1 pseudogene is annotated in these 580 nt (G+C 68.6%); it reads right to left on the bottom strand.

Annotated elements, in window-relative coordinates:
• Window positions 1-580, bottom strand: a pseudogene (locus ABT08_RS04080) (DNA topoisomerase IV subunit B); the annotation flags it as partial.

The following is a 580-nucleotide window of genomic DNA, read 5'->3' as shown; positions in this document are numbered from 1 at the left end:
GACGATCTGGCGCACCGCGGGCGTGCCCAGCACCTCCTTCGTCTGGCCCTCGAACTGGGGCTCGGGAAGACGGACGGTGAGCACCGCGGTGAGGCCCGCGAGGATGTCGTCCTTCTCGATCTTGTCGGTGCCGACCTTGAGCCGGCGGGCGTTCTGCTCGACCTGGGTGCGCAGCACCTTCATGAGACCCTGCTCGAAGCCCTGTTGGTGGGTGCCGCCCTTGGGCGTGGCGATGATGTTCACGAACGAACGGCTGACCGTCTCGTATCCGGTGCCCCACCGCAGCGCGACATCGACCTCGCAGGTGCGCGTCACCTCGGTGGGCACCATCGCGCCGGAGGCCTGCAGCACCGGCACGGTCTCTGTGAAGTCGCCGGTGCCGGTCAGACGCCACGTGTCGGTGACGCCGCTGTCGTGGGCGAGGAAGTCGGCGAACTCGGAGATGCCGCCGTCGAAGTGGAAGTCGGTGGTGACCGGTGACTCACCGCGGGCGTCGCCGATCGCGATGTGGAGTCCCGGCACGAGGAACGCGGTCTGTCGCGCGCGCTGCTCGAGCTCGTCGAGATGGAAGGTCGCGTCG

Source organism: Microbacterium sp. SCN 71-21 (assembly GCF_001725695.1).
Classification (GTDB): Bacteria; Actinomycetota; Actinomycetes; order Actinomycetales; family Microbacteriaceae; genus Microbacterium; species Microbacterium ginsengisoli.
Note: the sequence above shows the minus strand (reverse complement) of the source record. Positions and strands in the feature narration are given on the sequence as shown.